The sequence below is a fragment of the Rhizobium giardinii bv. giardinii H152 genome (assembly GCF_000379605.1).
GTDB lineage: Bacteria > Pseudomonadota > Alphaproteobacteria > Rhizobiales > Rhizobiaceae > Pararhizobium > Pararhizobium giardinii.
This window is the reverse complement of sequence record NZ_KB902686.1, coordinates 49935-65419: the sequence shown is the minus strand read 5'-3', so window position 1 is coordinate 65419 and position 15485 is coordinate 49935. Positions and strand designations below refer to the sequence as shown.

Annotated in this window: 17 protein-coding genes; 5 read left to right on the top strand and 12 right to left on the bottom strand. The window is 58.4% G+C overall.

Going from position 1 to position 15485, the window contains the following annotated elements; genetic code table 11:
* Positions 1 to 410: 410 nt before the first annotated feature.
* The 7 genes from A3AY_RS0120570 to A3AY_RS0120540 form a co-directional block, all read right to left on the bottom strand.
* The gene (locus tag A3AY_RS0120570; RefSeq protein WP_018327561.1) at positions 411 to 1157 is read right to left on the bottom strand and encodes a Crp/Fnr family transcriptional regulator; all 747 of its coding nucleotides are present in this window, start codon (positions 1155 to 1157) and stop codon (positions 411 to 413) included.
* 12 nt (positions 1158 to 1169) lie between these two features.
* Entirely contained in the window at positions 1170 to 1535 is a 366-nt protein-coding gene (locus A3AY_RS39790; protein WP_162709265.1) for a hypothetical protein, read from the bottom strand.
* A 238-nt stretch (positions 1536 to 1773) separates the two neighbouring features.
* Complete coding sequence (locus A3AY_RS40170) at positions 1774 to 1974, bottom strand: glycoside hydrolase family 130 protein (RefSeq protein WP_018327560.1); 201 nt, start codon at positions 1972 to 1974, stop codon at positions 1774 to 1776.
* A 194-nt stretch (positions 1975 to 2168) separates the two neighbouring features.
* Positions 2169 to 2672 carry a YciE/YciF ferroxidase family protein gene (locus A3AY_RS0120555; protein WP_018327559.1) on the bottom strand — a complete coding sequence of 168 codons (504 nt, stop codon included), beginning with the start codon at positions 2670 to 2672 and terminating at the stop codon, positions 2169 to 2171.
* Between the two features lie 338 nt (positions 2673 to 3010).
* Complete coding sequence (locus A3AY_RS0120550; RefSeq protein WP_026203658.1) at positions 3011 to 3217, bottom strand: CsbD family protein; 207 nt, start codon at positions 3215 to 3217, stop codon at positions 3011 to 3013.
* 662 nt (positions 3218 to 3879) lie between these two features.
* Entirely contained in the window at positions 3880 to 4317 is a 438-nt protein-coding gene (locus tag A3AY_RS0120545; protein ID WP_018327557.1) for a CHRD domain-containing protein, read from the bottom strand.
* A 190-nt stretch (positions 4318 to 4507) separates the two neighbouring features.
* A complete protein-coding gene (locus A3AY_RS0120540; protein WP_018327556.1) occupies positions 4508 to 5527 on the bottom strand; it encodes a sensor histidine kinase in 1020 nt (339 codons plus the stop codon).
* A gap of 322 nt (positions 5528 to 5849) precedes the next feature.
* Here A3AY_RS0120540 and lov point away from each other — a divergent pair, with 322 nt between their 5' ends.
* The 4 genes from lov to A3AY_RS0120515 all read left to right on the top strand — a co-directional run bounded on the left by lov (position 5850) and on the right by A3AY_RS0120515 (position 9182).
* Entirely contained in the window at positions 5850 to 6860 is a 1011-nt protein-coding gene (gene lov / locus A3AY_RS0120535; RefSeq protein WP_018327555.1) for a blue-light-activated histidine kinase, read from the top strand.
* Positions 6861 to 6930: 70 nt separating this feature from the next.
* Positions 6931 to 7155, top strand: coding sequence for a hypothetical protein (locus A3AY_RS0120530; protein ID WP_018327554.1), 225 nt, complete (start codon positions 6931 to 6933; stop codon positions 7153 to 7155).
* Positions 7156 to 8164: 1009 nt separating this feature from the next.
* On the top strand, positions 8165 to 8473 hold the full coding sequence (locus A3AY_RS0120520; RefSeq protein WP_018327552.1) for a hypothetical protein: 309 nt from the start codon (positions 8165 to 8167) through the stop codon (positions 8471 to 8473).
* 208 nt (positions 8474 to 8681) lie between these two features.
* Entirely contained in the window at positions 8682 to 9182 is a 501-nt protein-coding gene (locus tag A3AY_RS0120515; RefSeq protein WP_018327551.1) for a DUF4334 domain-containing protein, read from the top strand.
* Between the two features lie 130 nt (positions 9183 to 9312).
* Here A3AY_RS0120515 and ligD read toward each other — a convergent pair whose 3' ends face one another.
* The 4 genes from ligD to A3AY_RS0120495 form a co-directional block, all read right to left on the bottom strand.
* On the bottom strand, positions 9313 to 10359 hold the full coding sequence (ligD, locus tag A3AY_RS0120510; RefSeq protein ID WP_018327550.1) for a non-homologous end-joining DNA ligase: 1047 nt from the start codon (positions 10357 to 10359) through the stop codon (positions 9313 to 9315).
* Positions 10356 to 11165 (bottom strand): non-homologous end joining protein Ku, encoded by an 810-nt coding sequence (gene ku / locus A3AY_RS0120505; protein ID WP_026203657.1) that lies wholly within the window; start codon positions 11163 to 11165, stop codon positions 10356 to 10358. The genes ligD and ku (A3AY_RS0120505) overlap by 4 nt, the downstream gene beginning before the upstream one ends.
* Positions 11166 to 11180: 15 nt before the next feature.
* A complete protein-coding gene (gene ku, locus A3AY_RS0120500) occupies positions 11181 to 12077 on the bottom strand; it encodes a non-homologous end joining protein Ku (protein ID WP_026203656.1) in 897 nt (298 codons plus the stop codon).
* Positions 12078 to 12779: 702 nt separating this feature from the next.
* Positions 12780 to 13019, bottom strand: a complete 240-nt coding sequence (locus A3AY_RS0120495) for a DUF982 domain-containing protein (protein ID WP_018327547.1) — start codon at positions 13017 to 13019, stop codon at positions 12780 to 12782.
* 528 nt (positions 13020 to 13547) lie between these two features.
* On the opposite strand from A3AY_RS0120495, the gene A3AY_RS38025 reads away from it, so the two are divergent.
* Entirely contained in the window at positions 13548 to 13694 is a 147-nt protein-coding gene (locus tag A3AY_RS38025) for a DUF1127 domain-containing protein (RefSeq protein WP_018327546.1), read from the top strand.
* Positions 13695 to 14187: 493 nt separating this feature from the next.
* Here the strand turns inward: A3AY_RS38025 and A3AY_RS0120485 are convergent, their stop codons facing one another.
* Entirely contained in the window at positions 14188 to 15480 is a 1293-nt protein-coding gene (locus A3AY_RS0120485; protein WP_018327545.1) for an amidohydrolase family protein, read from the bottom strand.
* Positions 15481 to 15485: the final 5 nt, after the last annotated feature.

Here is a 15485-nt window from a genome sequence, read left to right as displayed (position 1 = left end):
CCGCCTGTTTTCCACCACGCCTTTCCCTTGGCGTGGGCAGTCGAAGGAGACAAAGCTGCGGCTAAGAGCGCGATTTTTGCTGTCGCCGCAGTCGCCAGTCCGAGGAAGTGGCGCCGCGCGCGATTGGGCTGCATATTCGGTTCTTTGCCTGACATGAACTGTCCCTTTCGGAGTTGCGCCGCTTTGGACGCTCGTGCGAGGATTGTGAGCCAAGTTGTGCTGCTTGAATATCGCCCCAAACGGGTAACCGCTGTAACTCAAAGGGAGTATTTCGGCAGCAGCAGGCTTAGATCCGCAGGTCGGATAGTTCTCTCGTCGACGCTGCGCTCGGCGAGTTGCGTGCCGGCTTGGAGCATCCGTGCGCTTCTGCATAAGTGCGACAGACTACCGACGTCGACGCTTTCGACCGATCAGCCAAGCTGGCCGCTTGTCTCTCCTGCCCCGTCCGGGGATTCGATGAGACGCCTATATTCCGCCTCTGGCAGACCGTAGCAACCGCCGGCGATGTCTTCGAGTTTAGCCCGGTTAACAATACGAATATTTCCCCGAGTCGCCCTAATGGCATGCAAGCCCTCTAGAATATGAAGCTGGTCCGTCACGCCGGAGCGCCGAACGCCGAGCATCAGCGAGAGAAATTCATGGGTCAGCGGCAGGTCGTCGCCATCGAGGCGATCGTGGCACATCAACAGCCAGCGCGCGAGCCGTTCGTGCATGCTGTATCGGGCGTTCGCCAACGCCGAATGCGCAAGCTGCGTCTCGCAGCAGTGAACATAGCGCAAGAGCATGTCGCGCAGGGCCGGATGCTCGGCAAACACAGCGCGCAGAGCATGAACGGGCACCTTGAAGCCGCTGCCGGCCGTCTGCATGAACGTCCGGTGCATGCTCGTCTCGGTCATGAGCAGCACATGGTAGCCTGTCATGCCTTCGCGGCCGACATGACCGACCTCGACGGTCTCGGCGTCAGACGATTCAGCCACGACAGACGCCAGACCACTTTCGATGAAGCAGACGTGCGACGTCGGTTGATGGGCTTCGACCAGCACGTCTTTGAGGGTGAGGTCGACCCGTTCCATCTTGCGGCTCAGGACCATGAAGGCGGTGGGGGGCATCCTCCTGAGCAGCCTGTTTTTCACTTCGGATTGCGTAATCATGAACATCGGACGCTCCGATCAAATGGAGCCCGGCTGCACACCAAACGCCGTTGGAAAGAGTAAAGGCAGGTTTCTCTCGCACACGGGCCCGTAGGCGCCGTAGTCCGGTCTTCTGCACGGTTTCGACGATTGGCTGGAAAGCGCGGTCGGGTCGAATACCTTCCGCGTCCAGAGATCCGGGAGCTCCGGCCCCGATGGGCGATGATCGCGCACTGGATAATGGATCGCAGTGTGCGCCTTTTTGCCCGTAGAGGAAAGAGAACATTTCCTAAAGCAACCAGGATGGTCGCCGAGTCGGCGCAGGCCATTCTGCAGGGAGCCCGAACCGGCGATAAGCGACCATTTTTTAGCGTCCAGTTGTGGGATAATGTGGTTCTCCTCCATTTATCGATTTTCTCCTTTCAAGCGCCGTGTACCGAGCTGCCTTGTTTTGCTGGTATCGGACCGCTCCGGCGCTCTATCCCCGGATACCTAGCTGGTTGAGATCAGCGCTCTGCTAGTCAAACGAGGCCAACAACGCGTCGAGCTTCACGGTAGCGAACGCCACGGTGCTGTCCGCGACGCCGTACGGCAGGAACAGCAGGCCCGCATGGACAAGTGCGCCGCAGCGATAGACGACATTTCAGCGCTCGGCGTCCGGCGGGGAGAGAAGCGGCACCCGAGAGCGCCCGAGCACTCGGGCCGGATGGCTTTTGTCGAGAAGCATTGCACCGAGCGCATATTTTCGCATCGCCCCGACGCCGTGCGTCAATACCAACCAGCCCTGGTCGGTTTCGATCGCAGCGCCACAGTTGCCGATCTGGACCAACTCCCAAGGATTCACGGGGCTCGCGAGATGCGCGTCGTCTTCCCAGTGGAAAAGATTATCCGAGCGCGCAGATAGAGATTTTCGTTGTCCTGGCGTCCGATCATCATATACGCGCTATCGATGCGGCGCGGAAAGAGCGCCATGCCCTTGCCACCTCCCGCAGGTCCTGAAAGCGGGTGCATTCTCAGCCTGTCCGCTCATATGTACTGTTAAGCAATCCTCGACTCCGCGGCCTTTGGGTTTGCCGAAGCTTCGCTGAGCTGCGTTAGGATTTCGTCCGTCGCGATCTCTTCCTGCAGGTTGGCGTCGAGTAATGCGACTGCTTCCGCGTGCCCGAGCTGCTCGGCCCAGGACTTGAGTGTCCCATAGCGAGCGATTTCATAGTGCTCGACGGACTGGGCCGATGAGATCAGGCCAGCGTCAAGAGCGATAGATCCCTTGTATTCCTCCATGATTTCTTCGCCCTCGGCGATGATGGCCTGGATGGCCTCGCAGGTCTTGCCGCGGGCAGCCTTGCCAACGATGTCGAAGACCTGCTGCAGCCGTTCGATCTGACCATCAGTCTCGTCACGGTGCTTAAGGAAAGCGGCCTTGCCTTCCTCGGACTGAGCGGCACGGGCCATCTTGGGAAGTGCCTTCAAAATCTGCTTTTCCGCAAAGTAGATGTCCTTGAGTGTATCCAAGAACAGGTCGTCGAGTGTCTTCTCAGCCATTGTTGTCCTCCGATAGCAGGTTGATAGGGCCATTCAACTTCGTCGGTGCAAATTTGTTCCCTCACCATTGCTGCAACGGATGGAGCGCTCGACAGCGCGCCGAAGCTCGTGATAAGCGGTGCGGAATGCGCTTCGCGCCGCGCTAATGAGTGTTCGTCGATACGAGAACGACTGGCACGACAGCACCCTCGGCCAAGACCTGAAGAAGTGATCCCGCATCATCTTCGCCGGGACTTACAGGGTGCTTACCACTCGTTCTCCTTATGTAGGGTCATCCGGCCATCTGAGTTTCCGGCAGACAAAAACCCCGCCGAAGCGGGGTTCCCGTTCCTGGACCATCAGTTCCATGTCTGGCGATTGCACCACTCGTCAACGTCGGCACGGGCACGGTCCCTTTCGATGCCATAACGCTGTTGGATCGTGCCTTCGAGCTGATCGCGCTTGCCGGCGATGCGATCAAGGTCATCGTCGGTCAACTTGCCCCACTGCTCCTTAACCTTGCCTTTGACCTGCTTCCAGTTCCCCTCAACGCGGTTCCAATCGATCTTCGTTTCCTCCGATTATTGGGGAGTGGAGAAGAAACGTTTGAGAGCCAATTAGTTTGAACGGGCCAAACAAAAAACCGTCGCGCGCGCCGGGGTGGGCGCTGCACGGCGGACGCGATTTCGGCGCCTCGATAAAGTCGCCGTCTGGATTCGGCGCCGGTGTCTCTCTCGTGTCCCGGCATGGCAGTTTCCGGTGACCAGACTCAAGCGGCGCTTCGGGCTTCGGCCGGGTCGGAACGGCGGACGGGCCCAGGAACTCGCACTTGGGTGGGACGTTAATTTTCTTGGGCATCGCCGTACACCAGCTTTGATCATAATAAACGGCCCGCGGCACTGAAGGTTCCGCGCAGACGTTAATTGAAACAGGCTATGAGGGGCATCGGCAAAAGGGCGCAAACCACCAGTCACTCTTTGCTATCGAAAATGGCTGACACATCAGAGGGTATGATACTCGGACCTGGATGATTTTCGAGATTTGGTCTACCCCGACGAGAAGCGAGTGCTGCTTGCGCTCGCGCGTCCTGCGCCTCGGCCCTGCGCGATGGGTTGAGATACACAGCAGGATTGCGCGCCACACTGACGCGGAGGAGACCACGGAGTTGGAATGTGATCAAGCGACCGCCGCCTTTCGACGGCGACCGCTCACCGTGGCAGTGAGAGTTTTATTGAGCCTTCGTCACCTGGCCGCGAATTTCCCCATCGGGGTTGGCGGCAGTGTGCAGGTTCAGATACCAGCGTCCTTCGGTCAAATCTTTAGCTTGGGCGTCGTCGAGCGTGGCGGAACCCTTCGCCACCGCCGACAGGTCGATCGGCACGACCGGTGGCGCGTTCACCCCGACCCCGGCCGGTCCGTGGAAATGGGCCGCGGTGACGTCGCCGCTCAATCCGGTGTGCTCGATGGTCCATGAGAGATTTTTACTTGCAGAATCGTAGGTGATGTCCGCTGTGCCGGTGGCGCTGGTCTGCACCGGCGGCACCTCCGTGCTCCCCTTGAGGTCTGCCTTAAACTTCATCTCCTCGGCAAAACCGGGTGCTCCCACCGCGAACAACCCCACAAAGGCGAGGGCACCGATCCCGACTTTCAAAGCGCTCGATTGCATCGTTCATTCTCCCGTTCTTTTTCTGCTGGTCCATTTGCTGAATTGTGCTCCGCCAGCAGGAGGCAAGAGATGTAGATAAGGCGCGCGTTGCTGGTGACCAGAGCGTATCCCGGCGGGCAGTCCGCACACGAGCGATTGCTCCAGATTGCGCCGCACAGATTTATGTTGCGGTGTAAACGCGAAGCCAACGTTACCCTGCGTCGCCCTCTTCCAACTTCAGCTTCGACCGTTGCATCGTCACCTCCAGCACAAGGCCTGACGGCTCGTAGGCCAGTGTGAGCTCACCGAAGGCCTGGAGGCTCGACCTAATCAGCCTCGACCCGAATCCTGCTTCCTTGGGTTCCAGCACGGGCGGACCGCCGACCTCACGCCATGAAGCCACAAGGCAGTCCGTGCCATTAATGCGCGCGTGTCGCCATTCAACCTCGATGATGCCATTGTCGTTCGAAAGAGCGCCGTACTTGGCCGCGTTGGTCATCAGCTCGTGAAACACCAGTGACAAGGAGAGTGCTGCCTGCGGACTCAGTTGGATTTCGGGCCCCGTCGTCATGATACGTCCGCTATCCGCGTAGCCCATATTGCTGACGGCCGCCTCGACGATAGTCCTTAGGCTGGCGCCGACCCAGTCCTGCTTCACGAGAAGATCATGTGCCTTGGCGTAGGCGCAGATGCGGGACTGCAGGATCTCTGCCGCTTCTTCCAACGTCGCGACGTTTCTAAGCGACTGTGTAACGATCGCTTGGACCACCGAGAGCGTGTTCTTGATCCGGTGGCTGAGTTCATGCATCAGCAGCCGCTGTCGTTCGGCCTGCTCGCGCTGTTCTGTCCTGTCGCGCAGGATCTTCACCAAGCCGACGAGCTCGTCTTTTTCGTCCTTTAACGGCATCATCTCGCCAGATGCCCAAAACCGCGAGCCGTCCTTCTTCAGGTGCCATCGCTCGTCTGTACCCTGGCCGGTGTGGATGGCAGCCGTCATCTCTTGTTGCGGTAAGCCGCGCTCTTTGTCCTCGGGGGTGAAAATAAGGCTCGCCGGCTTGCCGACAACTTCTTCCGGCGCCCACCCGGTGATCCGGCGCGCGCCTTCGTTCCAGCTTGTCACGAGTCCGTCGAGATCCATCGAAATGATCCCGTAATCGATGGCGCTCTGGAAGATTGCTTCGAGGAACCGCTCGCGCGCTGACGTCTTGGTGGATGTCCGTTCGTGTTCCAATTGCCGTTCCCCAGTGCTTGCCTAAGCCACGCTCTTCCCTCATTTTAACATGTCCGACGCGCGCACTGGATCGATTTCTTTAAAACCGATAGCTGAACAAACCAGTACGAGGCGATTCGTCGAAATCAGCGCCGCGGCCCGGGGCGTCGATCGAGGTGGGGAGCTGACCTCCGCGGGTTGTTTGCGCGGGTCCGCTAAAGCGCCACCGCACCCTGCTAATGAATGTGTCGTACCGAATGGATTGACATGAACAAAGGCGCGTCTAGTGCGTTGATCCGCTGAGCAAAAGCGGAGGACTTTCTGATTGTCAGTCGAAGACAACATGTCGAGCGAACTTCATGGAGATGTGCCCTCCGCGTCGTCCAGCAAAGGCTTTTCCGACCGGAAGGAACTCGCCGCCTTTGCGTTTGAACGCACCCGGATGCCGATGGTGGTTGCAGACGCGAGTGACTATGATCAGCCCATCGTCCTCGCGAACAGGGCGTTTCTGGAGCTGACCGGCTACACGGCGGAGGAAGTCATCGGTCGCAATTGCCGCATCCTGCAGGGACAGGGGACGTCACCGACTGACGTTGCGGCTATCCGCTCGGCTCTTATTGAAGAGCGCGAAGCCACAGTCGAGCTACTCAACTATCGCAAGGATGGTACCCCTTTCTGGAACCGGCTTCATATCAGTCCGATTCATGCGGATGACGGAACGTTGGCGTACTTCTTCGGCTCCCAGATCGACGTCACCGAACAGAGGAAAATTGAGGCGCTTGAAGCTTCCGAACGTCGGTTGTTGAAGGAAGTGGATCACAGGACGAAGAACGTATTGGCGATAGTGGAAAGCATCGTCCGGCTCAGTAAGGCTGACGATCCTCATCTCTACGCAGCGGCCATCCAGCAGCGCGTGCAGGCACTCGCCCGCGTCCATACCCTGCTCGCAGAAAGTGGGTGGAGCGCCATCAGTTTGGAAGAGGTTGTTCGACAGCAGATCGCACCATTTGCTACTCGACGACTGAAGATCAGCGGGCCGGTGGTCATGCTGCCCGCACCCTTTGTCCAGCCATTCGGACTGGTGCTACACGAGTTGGCGGTCAATGCAGCACGGCATGGCGCGCTTCTTTCTCGACGCGGCCGCATAAACGTTGAATGGAAAGCGATCCCGAATGGCAACAGGATTAAATTCAAGTGGATCGAACGGGGCGCGCCCAACGATAACATCGAGACGAAGAAAGGCTTTGGATCGATCCTGATCGCGGCAATCATCGAAAAACAGCTCAGAGGCCATGTGGAGCGAAATTGGACCGACAACGGGTTAGAGCTCCGCATGGAGGTGCCGTTGGGCTAACGGGGTCGCCCGCGGCCCCGATTCACAGGTGCTGCGGAGCAAAAGCATAGAAGCCGACAGCAAGCAAACCATGACCTCCCCTCTGTACGAGATCCTTATACAACACGAAGGCCTCAGTGTTGTTGAGGGGGTATTTGACGCCGATGCAGCCGAAGAGATCATCGCCCGACAGTCGCCGGAGAGTTTCCTACCGGCAAAACGGCTCATTGTTCTGGCGATTTTGAACCATGGCAGCCTTAATATCGGCGACTGGCACGTTACGGTGCGCCGCATCTATCCAGGAACAGAAGGATGAGCGGGACGAAGATGCACTCTGGCCGGAAAGATGATGACTGACGGCTATGTCACGTCCATCCACCGGCGTAATAGAGGATCGGAGAGGCTGGATCGAGGGAAACCGGTGAGGCAATTGCCGTCGACCCATGTCCCGGGCAAAAACCTCAGAAATGGTCGATTTGAACTTCATCGTAGCACCAATGCCTGCCCGTCGCGGATGATCCCTTTGGCGCACTCCGATCCCATCGCCTTGAGAGAATTTTCAATGCTGACCCCTGTCTCCTGGAGCAGGGACTGACACGAGCAGAGTGGGTCTTTAAGTGTCGCGTTCACGCTCTCGTCAGATCGTTATCAATTGGGCCGCGAAAGGGGATCGCGGGTAAAAAATCGGACCAATTCTCCTGCAGCCTTATGAAATTTAATAGATGCACGCTTGGCGGAAGCTATATTAGGGTTGGTTGAACCATTCCGAGCAAACCGCGAGCGTCGGTGCCTTGAGGCAACGACGAGACGAAAGGAATGTCCGCAATGACAACAGTGGCGAAGAAGCGGCGACCAAGGGGCGGGTCGGCATACGGGCTTTTTGACGAGAGCAAGCAAAAGGCACAAGCCATCATCGAAGAAAGCGAGATCGCACGGCGCAGGAAAACCGAAGTCCTGAGGGCGTTGCGGTTGGCTAGGTCCGAAGGTACGAGTGTCAACTCGTCTGACAACGCGCTCGCTCAACAACAAACGGGTCCAGGACATCTCTAATTGGCGCTCGGCATCTGATTTTTTGAACAATGTGACTGTTCGCTTGCCGCGAGCAGTCTTGGTTCGCCGAGCGCCGAAAAATTCCTCAGGCGTCCTGACCAGAACGCTGCTATTGATCGTCGACCTCAAGGATCGACCGAAGTCGCCTCGTGGTGATCGGCGCGCACGTTCTGGATCGACCAATCACGCCGTCCTCACTTGACCGGCTGTTCTACGAAACTACTGGGCTCTAAATGCGTTTGGTCTTTTGGCAATATGCAGCAGGAGCAAGCAACATGGCTGACGACAGCATCATCACGATCAGAGCCACTTTCCGAACACGCGAGGCAGCCGAACTTGCCGTCGAGCACCTGGTTCAGCGACAGGGCGTCCCAAGGCCCGACATCTTCATCCAGTCTACGACAGATCAAAATACCACGGGCACGCAGCCATCGGGTGGTGATGCCTCCCGTGAAGAAGGCGCGCGAAGTGACGCTCCACTCGCAGGCGAGATCGAGGTCTCAGTGGATACCGCAGCCGGCCAAATCGACGCCGTCCAACGCAGTCTCAGTGTCGCGGGCGCGATCGACGTATCGGGCAGTTAGGTAAACAAAGGAGCCGGTGCGACACGGTTCGCTGAAAGAGTTGGTGACGACCTGACCAGCACGAGCGCCGCCTGGAAAAAAAGGAGCTCGCTCGAGGAGGTGGCTACCGAAGGCGCGCTCCAAATAGCAACGGTTAGGACAGGGCAGATACCGCGCGGGTGGAGCCGTAGATTGCGGAAGAGGAACCTCCGGCTTCAGCAGGCCAACGATGCAGAAAGCGATTCAGGTATTTCAAGGTTTGCCGTCGATCGAGCCGCGCGACATGATCGGACTATGGACCGGTCGGGGCATTCCCTCCGGCCATCCGCTCGACGGCGTGCTGGAAAACCTCGGCTGGTTCGGCAAGCGGTTCACGCCGGAGATGCGTGCGGATGCGCTTCTGTTTCGCCTGGACGATCGGCGACTGGTTCCGATCGACCCCGCAAAAATACCGCTTCGCCTCGCGCTCCGTCTCCACAAGATGGGGAAGACCCGCGCTGCAAGAAACCTGTTTTCGTATCTTCAGCGCGGACTGCTGGCCAAGGGTCCCGTGGCTTCCTTGAGAACAATTTCTTTCCAGGGCGTGCCGAGTGCTGCGATGGTGTATGACGACCAGCCCATTGTCGATCATTTTCGCCGAATCGACGATCGCAGGGTTATGGGGGCGATGAGGATCCAGGAAGATGATCGAATTTATTTCTTCGAACTGGTTCGGGTTGATGTGCCATGAGCGCTGCAGCGATGAGCAGCATTTGGATTGCCGACAGCCAATTGTCATCTTTTGCTGCCCGTTTCGCGGCCGCCTGCCGCAGCAGCTTGGCGCGATTGTCCGGGTCTGACAAGGGTCGAGCGCCCTATTATTATCGAGGGGCAGCTCGCTCGACCAGATCAAAGACCGCGGCGTTATCCTGAACCTCACGCAGGCCTTTATAGGATGCATGGCGCAAATTACCGTCCTTGGTCCAGCCACGAAATTCGATTTCCGCGATCAGAGTCGGCAGAGTGAAGACGAGGTTCTTGCCCTTGAGCGGCACGATCGGTTGTTTTGTCTCGAGCTTGTCGAGCGCCTTGTGCAGGTACTCGGCATCCTTCGTGTTAAACCCGGTTCCGACCGAGCCGACATAGACCCAATCGTCTCCGTTTCGGCCGGCAAGGAGCAAGCTGCCGATTCCGCCGCGCGCCGAGGCCGATTGCTCATATCCGACAACTATGAAGCTCTCACTTTGCACACATTTGATCTTCACCCAGTCGCCGGTGCGACCCGAGCGGTAAATGCTGGCGCGGTGCTTGGCGACGATACCTTCCAGTCCGATGGCGCATGCATTCTCCAGAAGCCTGGCACCATCACCACCCACTTCCTCCGACAGCTGGATCGCGCCGCTGGCCCCCTCGATCAGGTCCTCGAGAAGGTGCCGTCGGACCGAGAGCTCTGTCCGCGTCAGATCATGACCGTCGAAATAAAGAAGGTCGAAGGCATAGAAGATGGATTCCGTCGACGTCCGCTTGCCGCCCCGTCCGCCGAGCGAGCGTTGCAGGGCCCCGAAATCAGATCGACCTTGTTCATCCAGAACAACGGCTTCTCCGTCCAAGATAGCTGTCGCGACACCAAGCTGACTTGCGGCGGCGGCGATCGCCGGGAAGCGATGGGTCCAGTCGTGGCCGCCGCGCGTGATGAGGCGCACACGCGCCGGCTCAATATGGATAGCGAGCCTATACCCGTCCCATTTCACCTCAAAGGCCCACTCTCCGCCCGCCGGTGCTGTTGTCTTCAGCAACGCCAGACATGGCTCGATGCGCTCCGGCATGGGATCGAATGGAAGGTTGGGTTGTGCCTCGTCGCGGCGCGAGCGCAACCGAGACTTGGCGACCTGGTCGTCTTGCTGTAGCAGTTTAGCACGTCTGCTCATTTGCCAGACCGGCTTTCCGCCGCAACCGACTTGCGCAACGCGTCCATGATGTTGACCACATTGTTCGGAGCTGGCGACGATGCGGGTTTGGTCTTGCTCTTCGACGGCTTCTTGAGTGCCTTCTTCTTTGCGTCGATGATGTCTAGCAGCCGGTCCTGCACCGGGTCGATGACCAATTTGGGCGTCCAGTCCTGCGTCTGCTTTTTAATCAGTTGCTGGATGAGTGGCATCATCTCGGGATCGGCGTTGTCATCGCCAATACCCTCGAAATAGGTTTCTTCATCCCTGACCTCGTCACCATAGCGCAACGTCCAAAGAACAATACCCTTGCCGCGCGGCTCCAGCATGACGGCGCGTTCACGACGGGTGATGACCAGCCGGGAGATGCCCACCATGTCCTGGGACGCCATGGCGTCACGAATGACGGAGAAGGCTTCCTGGCCCACAGGGTCGTTTGGGGAAAGGTAGTAGGGGGTGTCCAGCCAGATCCACTCGATGCTGTCGCGCTGCGTAAAGGTGGAGATGTCGATCGTTTTTGTGCTGTCCAGCGCGACATTCTCGAGCTCTTCATCCTCCAGAATAATGTATTCGTTTTCGCCACGCTGATAGCCTTTGACTTCGTCTTCCTCCTTTACTTCTTTCCCGGTGACCGAATCCACGTAACGGCTGACAACACGGTTTTGGGTCTCGCGGTTCAGGGTATGGAAACGGACCTTCTCGTTCTCCGAGGTGGCTGGCATCATTTGCACCGGGCAGGTGACCAGCGAGAGCTTGAGATAGCCTTTCCAGTAGGGACGAACTGCCACGGCAATATCCTCCAACTAACCCGCTCGCCGCGGGCGCGCCGCGGCGGGCTTGGGCTTCTCCGCCGGTTTTGCCGCTTTCTGACGAGCAGCACCCTTGTTGGCGTTGGCAGCGGTGCGTTTCGGTTTGGCCGCTTTCGCGCCCATGCCAGCACTTTCGCGCAGCGCCTGCAGGAGGTCGCTCGGCTTCGAGGCCACTGGTATCTTCCTCTTCGGCAGCGAACGGCCCTCGATCTTGGCTTTCACCAGTTCGGCAACGGCTGCCTCGTAGCGGTCGTCGAATGTGCGCGCATCGAAACTGCCCTTCTTGGTGCCGATGATGTGTTGCGCAAGCTCGAGCATTTCGCCTTCGATCTTGAGGTCAGGCATTTCCTCGAACGCTTTTTCCGATGAACGGACCTCATAATCAAAGTTGAGAGTGTTGGCGATGAGGCCTTTGCCTTGCGCGCGGATGAGGACGGTGCGCATCCTGCGGAAGAGAACGGTGCGGGCAATGGCAGCGACTTTTTCCTTTTTCATGCCATCGCGCAGAAGTACAAAGGCATCCGTGCCCATCTTGTCGGGGGCCAAATAGTAGGGCTTGTCAAAATACGTCGTATCGATCTGCGAGCAGGGAATGAAAGCCTCGATTTTCAAAGTTTTGTCACTGTCAGGCACTGCAGCCGCGACCTCCTCTGGTTCAAGTACTATGTACTGACCGTTCTCAATTTCGTAACCTTTGACTTGATCGTCGCGCTCGACGGGGTCACCCGTTTCACTGTCCACGAACTCCCGCTTGACCCGGTTTCCGGTTTTACGATTGAGGGTATTGAATGCGATGCGCTCGGACGAGGACGCGGCGGTGTAGAGTGCCACCGGGCAGGTGACCTCCCCGAACTTAACGGAGCCTTTCCAATTCGCTCTTGGGGCAACCATGACACCACCACTCCCGACGCCACCGCGATTCAACCGAATCACCGGGCGAATCGTTCCGTTTCAAAACGATTCATTTTTCAAATGCTTGGCCGTGGCGCGCTTCCTGCATTGCAAGCCGCGATTAGCGGCTTGATTCGCATGTATCTTTTGACGTTCGGGTGCGTTTCTCACGAGAGCAACCTCACAGGAGTCCTGCAGTGAAAAAGCGTGATGTTCGTCGCAAAAGGCGCTGAATTCAGCGTCGCCTTGAAGAGGGCTCGGAAGGAGAGTCGCTGTCGCCGGAAAAAAGACGTAAATGCCGTCACGCAGGGCGGTATGTGCCCACCACCCTCAGGCGTGTGGATGCAACCGTCGATCTGCCAGTTCAGCTTAGGTCTCTCAAAACATCGCCAATGCTCGGCAGGTCCGGATTTGGTTCGGGTTTGTCATCCGGCAGCCGGTCAGGATCGGGCTCATCGGGAGTCGGGTTCGGCTGATCGAGCGGCGGGACGGGCGGTGTTGGCCCCGGAAAATCAGGCCCTGGGTTTACGGGGATAGTCATCGTCGTTTCTTCCTTCTTTGATCTCCGTCAACCAACCAGCCGCATCATTGTTCCGATCGGAAGGCCGTGAACGACACTGCCCTCTACATAAGACTCTTTCCCCTGGAGACGATTGAATGCCGTCGCTGCGTCGCTGGCCAAGCAACGGCAACGGAGCGACATCAATTTTGTCGCAGGATGCCAGCCTCCTTCGCCGCAGCCTCAAACGCGACACGCGCTTCCGCGCCAGGGACAATCCCCTTCGCCGCGTCCAGGCATGCCTTCCGCGCTTTTGCGTAACTCGCGCTCTTTGTCTCTGGCCAGTATCTCTTCAGGAATGCGACTGCCTCTCGAGCGCTCCTGATCACGTGAAAGCGCTCATCTATCCTCAACTCAACGTTTGCATCCCATATGCTGATCATGGCGTCCTCGCAGTCAGGCTTCCCACAAACGTATATTAGCGAGATCTGTTCCCCGCGATCGATCCGGCCGGACTAAGGGTGGCTGTTAGGCTGTTCCACGACAAATGGCTTCGGCGAACTGTAACCACGCAGCTTCGATTTCATCATGGCGGATCCGCAGACGACAGCCCGATCTGGAAAGACGTGAAGAAGGTGTGACCGGCAGGCTGACAACGTCCTGCCGCTTTCGCGCGAATGCGAGTTGTCTAACCGTATGGAAGTCGCATGTAGCGATCAGTCCGATGTATAGCCGAAGTGATGGCAGATCAATGACCAGAAACAAGTCACCCCTCGGGAAGGATTTTGATGCCGCTGCTTGAAAAAGAGCTTTCCGTGCAAAAAATAACGTTCCATGCGCCCAGTGCATAGGTGGTGCGAGGGATTGTCACTGTTTTAAACCGATTGAACCATCTATGTTCCACTCATCGAAACGACGCCGGACCAAGCAAGATTGGTGACGTCAGACAGCCCTCAGGAAAGGGGATCATCATGAACGTAGCACGCTCCTTCAACAATTGGCGCAAGTTCCGTCAGACAGTCACCGAACTCAGCCGCATGTCCAGCCGTGAACTGCAGGACCTCGGCATCGACCGCGCCGATATCCGCAGCGTGGCGCGCGCATCGGTCGCGCGCTAACCGCACAGTATTTGATCCGAAGACTGCTCGACGCCCGCTAATGACGCGGGCGTTTTTGCGTCGAACTTTGCCTTGGGCCGATCAGATCGGCGGTTTCATCTGGGCCCTTTCCGACATGCAGTTTGTGCATAGCTGCAGTGCAGCAGAAGACATTGGTACACTGCAGGGTCGGTGTATGATCAAGCCATCGAAGCGATGCACCTCCTCCCGCAAAGCTTCGGGGTTCAGACGGCCCACTCCTCCTCCCGAAGGGACGTCTGTCGGAACGGCGGCACTCCTCCTCCCAAGTCGCTGTTCGGTTCTTTTCGGAAAGCCTGCCGCACCTCCTCCCGCGGCAGGCTTTTTGATTTTCGGAGATTTGTTGGGCGAGGTGACCGGCGACCTAGGTGATGCACGCCCCTGCGCAGCGCGCAGAGGATCGTACCCTATGGCCGCGGCCGCGGCGCTGGCATCAGATTGTCAACACGCCAGCCCCGCCGCCCGGGCATCGGTCTCATCGGATCTTCGGCACGTAGTCTCGGCCGCCGTCGATGCTCTTCGGGCGGCCGTCGAGAAAGAGTTCGCCTATCCGGGGCGCCGTGCGGGCGATCACCTTGCCGCCCTTGATGACCGCAAGCCGGTTCGGCTTCAGCCGGAGCGCCTCCATCGCATCGGCGGCCTGAAGGATAATGATGTCGGCCTTGCAGCCTTTCTCCAAACCATAGCCCTGGAGGCCGAGCGCTTTTGCAGAATTGACCGTGAGTGCGTCGAAGATCTGTCTCTTGTCTTCAATGCCTGCCATCTGGGCGACATGGATCGCCATGTGTCCGACCTCAAGCATGTCGCCCGACCCCATCGAATACCACGGATCCATCACGCAATCATGCCCGAAAGAAACATTGAGCCCGGCTGCCATCATCTCGCGTACACGGGTCATGCCCCGGCGCTTGGGATAGGTGTCGTGCCGGCCCTGCAGCATGATGTTGATCAGCGGATTGGGAATTACGTTGATTTGGGCCTCCGCCATCAGCGGGATGAGCTTCGAGACGTAGTAGTTGTCCATGGAATGCATGGACGTGAGGTGCGAGCCGGCGACGCGACCCTGCAGGCCGTGGCGGATTGTCTCGGCGGCCAGCGTCTCGATATGGCGCGACATCGGATCGTCGGTCTCGTCGCAATGCATGTCGACGGGCAGGCCTCGGTCGGCGGCTATCCGGCAGAGCGCCTCCACCGATAGCCGGCCATCCTCCATGGTGCGCTCGAAATGCGGAATGCCGCCGACAATGTCGACGCCCATGTCGAGTGCGCGGTTGAGCGCGGCGACACCGTCCTTCGCGCGATAATAGCCGTCCTGTGGAAAGGCCACGAGCTGCAGCTCGATATAAGGCTTGACGCGATCTTTAACTTCCAGCAGCGCTTCGACCGTGACGAGCCTGGGATCGGACGTATCGACATGGCTGCGGATGAAGAGCAGGCCCTGCGTAACTGCGAGGTCGCAATAGCGTAGCGCCCGCTCGACCAGTTCCTCCTTGGTGACGATCGGTCGGAGCTCACCCCAAAGCGCGATGCCTTCGAGCAACGTGCCGGACACGTTCATGCGGGGAATGCCGAGCGACAGCGTTGCATCCATGTGGAAATGCGGGTCGATGAAAGGCGGGCTCACCAGTCGGTCGGTCGCATCTATCTCCTCGCCGGCACTGGCCGCGATCCCCTTCTCGATTGCGGCGATCTTGCCTCGGGTGATTGCGATGTCGATGCCGCTACGCCCATCGGGAAGGTTCGCGTTTCGGACAATGAGATCAAACATGTCAG

What these genes read in the sequence shown, in the direction of transcription:
- A3AY_RS0120570 (WP_018327561.1), bottom strand. Translation starts at nt 1,157, where the DNA reads ATGTTCATGATTACGCAATCCGAAGTGAAAAACAGGCTGCTCAGGAGG.
- A3AY_RS39790 (WP_162709265.1), bottom strand. Translation starts at nt 1,535, where the DNA reads ATGGAGGAGAACCACATTATCCCACAACTGGACGCTAAAAAATGGTCG.
- A3AY_RS0120555 (WP_018327559.1), bottom strand. Translation starts at nt 2,672, where the DNA reads ATGGCTGAGAAGACACTCGACGACCTGTTCTTGGATACACTCAAGGAC.
- A3AY_RS0120545 (WP_018327557.1), bottom strand. Translation starts at nt 4,317, where the DNA reads ATGCAATCGAGCGCTTTGAAAGTCGGGATCGGTGCCCTCGCCTTTGTG.
- lov (WP_018327555.1), top strand. Translation starts at nt 5,850, where the DNA reads ATGTCGAGCGAACTTCATGGAGATGTGCCCTCCGCGTCGTCCAGCAAA.
- A3AY_RS0120530 (WP_018327554.1), top strand. Translation starts at nt 6,931, where the DNA reads ATGACCTCCCCTCTGTACGAGATCCTTATACAACACGAAGGCCTCAGT.
- A3AY_RS0120520 (WP_018327552.1), top strand. Translation starts at nt 8,165, where the DNA reads ATGGCTGACGACAGCATCATCACGATCAGAGCCACTTTCCGAACACGC.
- A3AY_RS0120515 (WP_018327551.1), top strand. Translation starts at nt 8,682, where the DNA reads ATGCAGAAAGCGATTCAGGTATTTCAAGGTTTGCCGTCGATCGAGCCG.
- ligD (WP_018327550.1), bottom strand. Translation starts at nt 10,359, where the DNA reads ATGAGCAGACGTGCTAAACTGCTACAGCAAGACGACCAGGTCGCCAAG.
- ku (WP_026203656.1), bottom strand. Translation starts at nt 12,077, where the DNA reads ATGGTTGCCCCAAGAGCGAATTGGAAAGGCTCCGTTAAGTTCGGGGAG.
- A3AY_RS0120495 (WP_018327547.1), bottom strand. Translation starts at nt 13,019, where the DNA reads ATGATCAGCATATGGGATGCAAACGTTGAGTTGAGGATAGATGAGCGC.
- A3AY_RS38025 (WP_018327546.1), top strand. Translation starts at nt 13,548, where the DNA reads ATGAACGTAGCACGCTCCTTCAACAATTGGCGCAAGTTCCGTCAGACA.
- A3AY_RS0120485 (WP_018327545.1), bottom strand. Translation starts at nt 15,480, where the DNA reads ATGTTTGATCTCATTGTCCGAAACGCGAACCTTCCCGATGGGCGTAGC.